The 11,504-nt window shown below is 69.3% G+C and carries 2 protein-coding genes; both read left to right on the forward strand.

Annotated features, from left to right (window positions below; translation table 11 throughout):
* Nucleotides 1–10 precede the first annotated feature (10 nt).
* Nucleotides 11–5,335 carry a non-ribosomal peptide synthetase gene (locus tag GON09_RS00310; RefSeq protein ID WP_307854257.1) on the forward strand — a complete coding sequence of 1,775 codons (5,325 nt, stop codon included), beginning with the start codon at nt 11–13 and terminating at the stop codon, nt 5,333–5,335.
* Nucleotides 5,336–5,489: 154 nt separating this feature from the next.
* The gene (locus GON09_RS00315; RefSeq protein ID WP_213930114.1) at nt 5,490–11,321 is read left to right on the forward strand and encodes an amino acid adenylation domain-containing protein; all 5,832 of its coding nucleotides are present in this window, start codon (nt 5,490–5,492) and stop codon (nt 11,319–11,321) included.
* The last annotated feature ends 183 nt before the right edge of the window (nt 11,322–11,504 follow it).

Consider the following 11,504-nt stretch of genomic DNA (forward strand, 5'->3'; position numbering starts at 1 on the left):
GAAGGGTGTGGTGGTCTCGCATGCCGGTGTCGGTGGGGTGATTGCGGCCGAGCGTGAGCATTTCGGGGTCGATGCCTCGTCGCGGGTGTTGCATGTGTGTTCGCCGAGTTTCGATGTGTCGTTGCTCGAGTTGGGGGTGGGGTTTTCGGCGGGGGCGACGGTGGTGGTGGCGCCGGCGGGGGTCGGTGGTGGTCCGGATCTGGCGGATGTGATTGCGTCGCAGTCGGTGTCGCATGTGTTCATGACGCCGGGTGCGTTGGGGTCGATGGATCCTGCCGGGTTGGACGAGTTGCGTGTGGTGGTGGTGGCGGGGGAGTCGTTCACGCCGGATCTGGTGCGGCGGTGGTCGGTGCCGGGTCGGCGGCGGTTCTTCAATGCTTATGGTCCGACGGAGACGACGATTCTGGCGACGTCGTCGGCGGAGTTGGTGCCGGAGGCGCCGGTGGTGATCGGGTCGGCGATCGCGGGGGTGGGTGCGTTCGTGCTCGACGAGCGTCTGCGTCCGGTGCCCGAGGGTGTGGTGGGGGAGTTGTATGTGGCCGGGGCGCAGGTGGCGCGGGGTTATCACGGTCGGTTCGGGTTGACGGCGGCGCGGTTCGTGGCCGATCCGTTCACTGCGGGTGGTCGGATGTATCGGACGGGGGATCTGGTGCGTCGGGGTGGCGATGGGGTGTTCGAGTATGTGGGGCGTAGCGATTTCCAGGTGAAGATCCGGGGGTTCCGGGTCGAGTTGGGGGAGATCGATGCGGCGTTGTCGGCGGTGCCGGGGGTCGGTTTCGCGGTGACGGTGGGGGCGGTGTTGGCGTCGGGGGAGTCGGCGTTGGTGTCGTATGTGGTGCCCGAGGCGGGGGCGGTGTTGGATCCGGTGCGGGTGCGGGAGTCGGTGGCCGAGGTGGTGCCGGGGTTCATGGTGCCGTCGTTGGTGATGGTGCTCGATCGGGTGCCGTTGACGCCGGTGGGGAAGGTGGATCGGGCGGCGTTGCCGGAGCCGGTGTTCGAGGTGGCCGAGTATCGGGCGCCGCGGACGCCGATGGAGGTGGCCGTGGCCTCGGAGGTTGCGCAGGTTCTGGGTCTCGAGCGGGTCGGGTTGGATGATTCGTTCGTCGATCTCGGGGGTAATTCGTTGGCGGCGACGCGGTTGGTGGCGCGGTTGTCGGCGCGGTTGGGGTATCGGGTGGCGGTGCCGGTGGTGTTCGAGGCGTCGTCGGTGCTGGAGTTGGCGGCGCGGCTCGACGACACCGCCGGTGCCGGTGTCGGTGCCGGTGTCGATGCTGCTGCGGCCGGGGCCGGGGTGGTGTTGGCGGCGCGGCGGCGTCCGGAGCGGGTGCCGTTGTCGTTGGCGCAGCAACGCATGTGGTTCCTCGGTCGGTTCGATTCCTCTGCGGCATACAATATTCCGATCGTCGTACGGTTGACCGGCCGGCTCGACGTCGAGGCGATACGGGCGGCGGTCCGTGATCTCGTCGCCCGGCACGAAACGCTCCGTACCGTCTACCCCGAGGTCGACGGTGTCCCGGTGCAGGATGTCCTTCCGGTCGAGGCGTTCGTTCCGGATCTCGTCCCGATCGAGGTCGATTCCGGCGACGTGCAGGCCGAGATCGAAGCCGTCCTGGCGACCCGATTCGACGTCACCCGTGAGGTTCCCGTCCTCGCCCGGCTCCTGCGCTGCAGGAACGGTAGCGAAAGTGGCGACAGTGCAACCGATCACGTGCTCGTCGTGGTCGTCCATCACATCGCCGCCGACGGAGCGTCGCTGGCTCCGCTGACCCGCGACCTCGCCGCGTCCTATGCGGCGCGCGCGGCCGGAACGGTCCCGGATCTCCCGCCGTTGTCCGTCCAGTACGCGGACTACGCACTGTGGCAACGGGACGCGCTCGGAAGCGCGTCCGCCCCCGAGTCGGTCGCCGCACGGCAGCTCGACTACTGGCGACGCGCCCTCGACGGGTTGCCCGACCAGCTCGACCTGCCCACCGATCGCCCCCGCCCGACGGTGCAGTCGCACCGCGGGGGAAGCGTCGACGTCACCGTCGCCGCCCACGTCTACGACCGACTGCGCGAACTCGCCGCGAGCCGGGGTGCGACCCCGTTCATGGTCGTGCAGGCCGCGTTCGCGGTGATGTTGGCCCGACTGTCCGGGACGCGCGACATCGCGATCGGCACACCCATCGCCGGACGCACCGATCCGCTGCTCGACGATCTCATCGGCATGTTCGTCAACACGCTCGTCTTCCGGACGGTGGTGGACGCTGCCGAATCGTTCGAGGAACTCCTCGACCGCAGCCGCACAACGGTGCTGGAGGCCTTCGACCACGCCGACCTGCCGTTCGAGCGTCTCGTCGAAGCGCTCGATCCCGCCCGCTCCCTGGCCCGGCATCCGCTCTTCCAGGTGGGCCTGTCGTTCCAGAACCTGGCGCCGTCGCGACTGGAACTCCCGGACCTGGCCGTCGAGAGCCTCGTGCCCGAGACCCGGACGTCGCAGTTCGATCTGCATCTCGTCGTCGGCGAACACTTCGACCGGGACGGGCGGTGCACCGGTCTGGCCGGTCAGCTCACGTACGCGGCCGACCTGTTCGACGAGGAGACCGCCCGCTCGTTCTCGGACATGTTCGCGCGTGTGCTCGATGCGCTCGTCGCCACGCCGTCACGTCCCGTGGGGGACGCCGACATGCTGGGCGCACACCAGCGGTCCCGGGTGCTCGAGGCCGGCCGGGGCGCGCAGCGTCCACTGGACGCCTGCACCCTTCCCGATCTGTTCCGGGCGCAGGCGGGTCGCCGACCCGACGCGATCGCACTCGTCCACGACGGAACATCGATGTCCTACAAGGACTTCGACGATCGTGTGAACCAGTGTGCCCGTGCCCTGATCGCCGCCGGTGTCGGTCCGGAGACCCGGGTCGGCCTCATGATCGAGCAGTCGGCCGAACTGGTGGTCGCGATGTACGCTGCGTCCGTTGCCGGCGGAGCCTACGTTCCGCTCGACCCGTCCCTGCCGGCCGGACGCATCGCGCAGATCGTCGCGGCTGCCGGACCCGCCGTCGTCGTGTGTGCGGGTGCGGAGCCTGCCGCCGGCGATCTCGGCGACGCCGTGGTCATCGACGTCGACGACCCCGCCCACGCCTCGCTGTCCGCGGCGCCGGTGACCGACGCCGACCGGCGCGGCCCGCTGCAACCGGAGAACATCGCGTACGTGCTGTTCACCTCCGGCTCGACGGGCGTCCCCAAGGGCGTCGCGGTCACCCACCGCGCGGTGACCAACCAGATGCGGTGGATGCAGGAACGTTTCGGCCTCGGGCCCGACGACGTGTCGGTCCTGCACACCCCGGCGACCTTCGACCTGTCCGTCTGGGAGTTCTGGGGCTGGTCGACGTGCGGTGGTCGCCTGGTCGTCGCCGACCGCGGACGCCATCCCGATCCTCGTGCCATGACCGCCATGCTCGAGCGCGAAGGGGTCACGACCTTCCACGGCGTTCCGACGATGCTCGACATGCTCCTGTCGGGTGTGGAGGGGAGACTCCCGTCGACCCTGCGGCACGTGCTGTCCATCGGCGAGTCCCTGCCCGTCGCCACCGCGCAGGCGTTCGCCACGCGCAGCGACGCCGAGTTGGTGAATCTCTACGGGCCGACGGAAGCGGCCGTCGCGGTGACCGATCATCCGGTGACCGGCGCGGACGTCCACGCCGTTCCGATCGGGACGCCGGTATGGAACACCGGGGTCCATGTCCTCGACGACCGCCTCGGCGCGGTCCCGATCGGCACCGTCGGAGAGTTGTACCTCGCCGGGGATCAGCTCGCGCGCGGCTATATCGCGCGGGAAGGCGAGACCGCCGGCAGGTTCGTCGCGAATCCCTTCGGCTGCGGAGAACGTCTGTACCGGACCGGCGACCTGGTGCGCTGGGTGACCACGGCGCGCGGACCGGAGTTGGAGTACGTCGGCCGGCGGGATCTGCAGGTCAAGATCCGGGGATTCCGGATCGAGCTCGGTGAGATCGAGGACGCATTGCGCGCGTGCCCCGGAATCATCGCCGCAGCGGCGACGGTGCAGCAGGACGCACGTCGCGGCGACCGCGTGGTGGCCTTCGTCGTCACCGCGGACGGCAGCGCCCCGGACACCGCCGCACTGCGGACCTCACTGGGCGAGCGGCTGCCGAACTACATGGTTCCGGCCGACATCCGCGCGATCGACTGCTTGCCGAAGGGGAACACGGGCAAACTCGACCGGAAGGCCCTCCCGCTCGTCCCGTCCGCACCGACCGGGCATCGTCCGCCTGTCACCGGCGTCGAATCCGTCGTCGCCGAGACGTTCGGGAAGGTCCTCGGCGTCGAGTCGATCGGGCGCGACGACGACTTCTTCCGGTCGGGCGGTACCTCTCTCGTCGCGGTCCGGGCGGTCAGCGAGCTCGGGACGGTCCTGGGGCGTCCCGTGCCGCTCGAGTGGTTGTTCGCCCATTCCGTCGTCGCCGAGTTGGCGGAGCGGATCGAACGCGGCGACCGCGACGGTGAGCAGTCGGCGTCGAACGCGTTCGACGTGGTCTTCCCGCTGCGCACGGGCCTCACCGAGGGCGAACCGGTGTTCTTCGTGCACCCCGTCGTCGGCCTCGCGTGGGGATTCTCGCGGCTCGCCGAGTTCGTCGACGCCGACCGTCCGGTCTACGGATTGCAATCGCCCGCGTTGTCGGGTACCGAGGAGCTTCCCGGCTCGATCCGGGAATGGGCGGCCCTGTACGTGAACGAGATCCGGCGCGCGCACCCCGAAGGGCCCTACCACCTCGTCGGGTGGTCGATGGGCGGGGTGATCGCGCACGAGATGGCCGTGCAACTGCAACAGCGGGGAAGTTCGGTCGGCTCGCTCGTCCTGCTCGACGCGCATGTGCCGGCGCCGCTGCCCGAGTCCGTCGATCCGCAGTCGGTGGCGCTCGCGGCACTGAACGGTCTCGACAACGGCAGTCGCGGTGTCACTTCTGTCGGAGATATCACATCGATTCTCGGGCGTGGCGAAATCGACAACGACGTATTTCCGTCCATGGAGTCGTTTCTCGGCGGCATCAGTCATTCGTTCGACGTCCTCGAGCGGCACTGCCCGGGCCGCTTCGACGGCGAGCTGCTCTTCGTGGGGTCGCGGAGTTCGTCGTCGCCGGAAGGCGATTCCCGCAGGGACTGGACCGAGTTCGTCACCGGGAGGGTGCACCGCCACGACATCGACGTCTCGCACTGGGCCATGACGGGAGAGCACGCGTGCCGCACCGTCGGCCCGCTGCTCGCCTCCTGGTGCAATCGTCGAGTATGTCCGAATTGTGAAGCATCCGAGCGCGACTCGAAACTTCGTGTCGGCGATTGAAGTGGCAACGTCTGTACTACTGTGAAAGACTCGTGTAGTTCGGCGAACGTGAACGGGCAGTCGGGGGCCTGATCACGTCGATGAGCCAGAGCGCGTGCCGATTTCGGCGTGCGTTCATCAGCCGTACCATCCCCGGCGCGAAGCGGGGAGTGGTATGACGACGAATGCGATGGACTTCGACTCGGCCCACTCGGACGGGGATTCGGCTTCCGGAATCCGTCCGTCGGACCGGCCTCGAAGGTTGCGCCGTAGCGCACCGACCGCACTGTTGCCTCATCTGCTCGCCGTTGCCGTCGAACGGAATCCGGACGGCACCGCCGTCGTCTCCGAATCCGGGGCTCTCGCCTACCGCGAACTCGACGCCGAATCGTCACGCCTTGCGCGTCTTCTCATCTCGCGCGGAATCGGCCCCGAGGACCGCGTTGCGCTCGTCCTCACACGGTCGATCGAATCCGTCCTCGCGACCTGGGCCGTGGCGAAGACCGGTGCGGCGTTCGTGCCCGTCGACCCCACTTATCCTGCCGATCGCGTCGCGTACATGCTGGGCGATTCGGGTGCCGGACTCGTCCTGACCACCGAGGCCCACGCCGACGCGGTGACCGTCGACGTGGCCGCTCTCGTGCTCGACTCGGCGGAGGTGCGCGCCGAGACGGCCGAGATGTCGCCGGATCCCGTCTTCTTCGACGAGCGCATCGGTGTCGTGCACGCGGACAACACCGCGTACGTGATCTACACATCCGGTTCGACCGGCCGCCCCAAGGGCGTCGTGGTGACGCACTCCGGTCTCGGCAACTTCTGCGCCGAGCAGGTGGAGCGCTACGGCCTGTCGCCGCAGTCGCGCACATTGCATTTCGCGTCACCGAGTTTCGACGCGTCCGTGCTGGAACTGCTGATGGCCGTGGGTGCGTCGTCGACCATGGTCGTCGCCCCGCCGTCCGTCTTCGGGGGCTCGGAATTCGCGGATTTCGTGCTGCAGCACGGGGTCACCCACGCGTTCGTCACGCCGGCGGCTCTGGCCTCGGTGGACCCGGCCGGCCTCGACGTGCTCGGCACCGTCGTCGTGGGCGGCGAGGCGTGCCCGCCCGAACTGGTGTCGCGGTGGGCGCCGGGACGTCGCTTCCACAACGGGTACGGCCCGACCGAGACGACGATCATGTCGAACATCTCCGATGCGCTCGCCCCGGGCGAGAAGGTGACGATCGGACCGCCGATCCGCAATGTCGCGGAGGCCGTGCTCGATTCGCGACTGCATCCCGTTCCCGTCGGGGTCGCCGGCGAACTCTACGTCGCCGGACCCGGTCTGGCCCGTGGATATCTGGGACGGCCCGCGCTGACGGCGGCGAGGTTCGTCGCGGCACCGGGAGGCGGGCGGATGTACCGCACCGGCGACGTCGTGCGAGGGCCGGAAACGACCTCCTCGGGCATCGTCTACCTGGGCCGTAACGACTTCCAGGTGAAGGTCCGCGGATTCCGCATCGAACTCGGGGAGATCGACGCCGCACTTGCGTCCTTCCCCGGGGTGGACTTCGCACTCACCGTCGGCCGCGAGACACCGGCCGGAGAGACACAACTCGTCTCCTACGTGCACGGCACCGACGGTCCCCTCGATCCGGGCAGTCTCGTGGAGCATGTGGCCGGGCTGCTCCCGGCATACATGGTTCCCGCCGCGGTCGTGCCGCTCGACCGCATCCCGCTGACCCCGTCCGGAAAGATCGATCGCGCAGCGCTTCCCGAGGTGGGAGCGACCGCCGCCGAGTTCCGGGCTCCGGTCACCGATTCCGAGAAGGCCGTCGCGGACGTCTTCGCCGACGTCCTCGGGCTCGATCACGTCGGACTCGACGACGACTTCTTCGATCTCGGTGGCAACTCGCTGCTCGCGACGTCCGTGGTGGGACGCATCCGGGCGCGGCTCGGCGTCGCCGTCCGCGCGGCCGCGCTGTTCGATGAGCCGACCGTCGAGGCACTCGCCCGGCACGTCGCGGCGACCACCTCCATCCGCGCGGTGCCGCTCGTCGCGGGCCCGCGACCCGCACACCTGCCGCTGTCCTACGCGCAGCAGCGCATGTGGTTCCTCAACCGCCTCGACCCCGAATCCGCCCTGTACAACATCCCGCTCGCGGTGCGTCTGGTCGGGGCGCTCGACGTCGACGTGATGCGTGCGGCATTCGCCGACCTCGTCGAACGTCACGAGACACTCCGTACCGTCTATCCCGAGATCGACGGCGTGGGGGAGCAGCGCATCCTCGAGCCGCACGCGCGGGTCGCCGACGTGTCGGTCGAACAGGTGTCGGTCGACGAACTGCCGGAGCATCTCGCGCGCGTCGCCGGCCGCGGATTCGACGTGACCGCCGAGGTTCCCGTCCGCGCACATCTGTTCGCGACGGCACCCGACGAGCACATCCTCGTCCTCGTCCTACATCACATCGCCGGTGACGGCACCTCGCTCGCACCTCTTGTGCGCGACCTCGTGACCGCCTACACGGCGCGACTGGCCGGGCATGCGCCCGGCTGGGCCCCGCTGCCGGTGCAGTACGCCGACTACACGCTCTGGCAGCGGGAAGTGCTCGGTACCGACGACGATCCCGAATCCGTCGCGGGCCGTCAGCTCGCGTACTGGACCGAAGCGCTCGGCGGTGTCCCCGAGCACCTCGATCTCGCCACCGATCACGTGCGTCCCCCGATCCTCGGCGCGGGTGGCGGTGCCGTGCGGGTCGAACTGGACGGCGACGTCCACGAGGCGATCACCGCGCTCGCCCGCCGGGCGGGCGCCACCCCGTTCATGGTGGTACACGCCGCTCTCGCCGCGCTGCTCGCGCGCCTGTCGAACACCCACGACGTCGTGATCGGCACCCCCGTCGCCGGACGTCCGGCGCCCGAACTCGACGGTGTCGTGGGCATGTTCGTCAACATGCTCGCGCTGCGCACCGAGGTCGATCTCGGCGGCACCTTCGCCGATCTGCTCGAGCAGGCGCGCGGCGTCGACGTCGCGGCCTTCGACCACGCCGACATCCCGTTCGAGCGACTCGTCGAGGTGCTCGACCCCGTCCGGTCCCCGTCCCGCCATCCCCTCTTCCAGGTGGGCCTGTCGTACCACAACTTCGCGGTCGACGCGCTCGAGCTGCCGGGCCTGCGCGTGGAGGCTCTCGACGCCTCGTCCTCGTCGGTCCGTTTCGACCTCCACGTGACGATCGCCGACAAGGGCATCGACGGAGGACCGGGCGGATTCGACATCGAATTCGGTTATGCCACCGACCTGTTCGAGGAAGCCTCGATCCGGCGCATGGTCGACCGCTATCTGCGTATCCTGCGGGTCGTCGCCGAGGACCCCGACGTCGTGGTCGGCGACATCGACCTGCACGATCCCGACCAGCTTGCCGCCATGCTCGAAGCGTGGGAGGCCGAGCAGATCGCGGTGGGCCCGGGTCGGACACTCGCCGACCTGTTCGCCGACCAGGTCCGCGCAACGCCCACCGCGTGCGCGCTCGTCGACGCGAACGGCGAACTCACCTACCGCGAATTCGCCGACCGGGTCCGTCGTCTCGCCCGGCTGCTGATCGAGGAGGGAGTGGGTCCGGAGACGGTCGTCGCGCTCCCGATCCGACGCTCGATCGATCTCGTCGTCGCGATGTACGCCGTCGTCGAGGCGGGAGGTGCGTACCTGCCGCTCGACCCCGACCATCCGCGCGACCGTGTCGAGTACATCGTCGAATCGGCGGATCCGGCGTGTGTCCTCACCACGAGCCGCGACGGCGTCGACCTGCCCGGCGACCGCCCGGTCATCGAGGTCGACACGGTCGATCTCACCGCCTACAGCGGCCGGGAGATCCGCAATGCCGATCGCCTCGCCCCGTTGCGCGCCGGCAACGCGGCCTACGTGATCTACACCTCCGGGTCCACGGGACGCCCGAAGGGTGTCGTCGTCTCGCACGAGGCGATCGTCAACCAGCTCGTCTGGAAGCGGAAGGAATACCACCTCGGCGTAGGCGACGCCGTCCTGCTCAAGACCGCGGCGACCTTCGACCTGTCGGTGTGGGAGTTCTGGTCGTCGCTCACCTCCGGTGCGAAGCTCGTCGTCGCCGCACCCGACGGGCACCGGGATCCGGCCTACCTCAACGACCTGATCCGGCGTGAGCACGTGACGACCCTGCACGTCGTGCCGTCGATGCTCGACGCCCTGCTCGACGACGCGGACGGCGAGCTGCCCGAGTCGTTGCGACGGGTGCTGGCGATCGGGGAGGTTCTCCCCGTCGACACCGCCGAACGCACCCTCGAACGATCGCACACCGATCTCGTCAACCTTTACGGCCCGACCGAAGCGGCCGTCTCCGTGACCGCGCACCGTGTCACCGAGACGGGGGAGAGCTCCGTTCCGATCGGCGGTCCGATCCCCAACACGCAGGTGTTCGTCCTCGACGAACGACTGCACCCGGTGCCGCCGGGCGTAGCCGGAGAGCTCTACCTCGCCGGAACCCAGCTCGCCCGCGGCTATTCCGGGCGTCCGGAGCTGACCGCCGAGCGGTTCGTGGCGAATCCCTTCGGTGAGCCCGGCACGCGCCTCTACCGCACCGGAGACCTCGTGCGCTGGCGGTTCGACGACGATCAACTCTCGGGCACGCTCGAATACCTCGACCGGGCCGACTTCCAGGTGAAGGTGCGCGGATTCCGCATCGAGCTGGGGGAGATCGAGTCGGCGCTGCGTGCACTGCCGCAGATCCGCGATGCGGTGGCGACGGTGCAGCACGGTGACCGGATCGTCGCGTTCGTCGTCCCGGCCGCGGGAACACCCGACATCACGTCCATCCGTGCCGCGCTGGCCCGGACGCTGCCGTCCTACATGGTCCCGCAGGGCTTCGTGACACTCGACGCGCTTCCTCTCAACGTCAACGGCAAGGTCGATCGCAAGGCACTCCCGGAGGCGGAGGTCGTCACGGCGCCGTACCGCGCTCCGCGCACCGACACGGAGACGGCAGTGGCGTCGGTGTACGCCGAAGTGCTCGGCAGCGACGAGCCGGCCGGTCTCGACGACGACTTCTTCGGAATCGGCGGCACTTCGCTCAGCGCGGTCAAGGTCGCCGCGCGCCTGCGCGACCGGCTCGACGCCCACGTCGAGCTGCCGTGGCTGTTCCTGCATCCGGGCGTGGAGGAACTCGCCGCGCGGATCGATTCCCACAGCACCTCCGAGACGAACACGCTCGGCAACGCCGGTCTCGACCCGCTGCTGCCCCTGCGTTCCGGTGGGGACGGTGCACCGGTGTTCTGCATCCACCCGGTCACCGGACTCGCGTGGGGTTTCGCCGGCCTCGTCCCGTACCTCGGAGACCGTCCGGTCTACGGCCTGCAGTCGCCCGCGCTCGGCGAGACGGGCAACCTGCCCGACGACATCGGTAGCTGGGCGGACGAGTACGTCCGGCTCATCCGGCAGACGCACCCCCATGGCCCCTACCATCTCGTCGGATGGTCCATGGGTGGCATGCTGGCCCACGCCGTCGCCGTCCGTCTGCGGCGTGCGGGGGAGCAGGTCCCGACCCTCACGATCCTCGACGCCTACCCCGAGGCCGGAGTTGTCGCCGCCGGAACGCAGGTGACCGCACCGACCATCGCGAACGTGCTCGGCATTCCGGTGGACGGCCCGGCTGCGGATGTTCCCCTCACCGAACTCACCGCCGAAAGCGCGCAGGAAGTGGTGCAGGCCCTGCCCGCTCCGTTCGACAGCCTGTCGCCGGAGCGGATCACGCGGATCGTCGAGGGGGTCCGGCACTCGTACTCGGTTCTCGCGGCGCATCGTCCCGAGGTCTACGACGGGGACCTGACCGTCTTCGTCGCCGAGGCCGATCGTCCGATGTCCTCCACCGAGGCCTGGTATCCCTACGTGAACGGCCTGGTGACCACGCGCGAGGTGCCGGTCTCCCATTGGGACATGGCAACGAGAAAGGCGTGGGCGATCATCGGCCCCGCGATCGGCCGCCGTCTCGACGAGAGGCGCTGACCAGCCACAACTCGACATCCCTCCACCGTGGGGCGGCCCCGACCGGGTCGTCCCACCGTGGCGTGCGTGCCCACAGCCGTAACATGGCTCCCCGGTCGCCGATGCTCTAATGGGCACATGACCGCCCGGTAACAACCGGGGGGTCGCGGCCGGAACGGGACATACGAGGGATCGGGACCAGTG

Source organism: Rhodococcus sp. B50 (genome assembly GCF_013602415.1).
In the GTDB taxonomy this organism is placed as follows: Bacteria; Actinomycetota; Actinomycetes; order Mycobacteriales; family Mycobacteriaceae; genus Rhodococcus.

Coding starts and splice junctions, on each gene's coding strand:
- GON09_RS00315 (WP_213930114.1), top strand. CDS start 5,490: ATGACGACGAATGCGATGGACTTCGACTCGGCCCACTCGGACGGGGAT.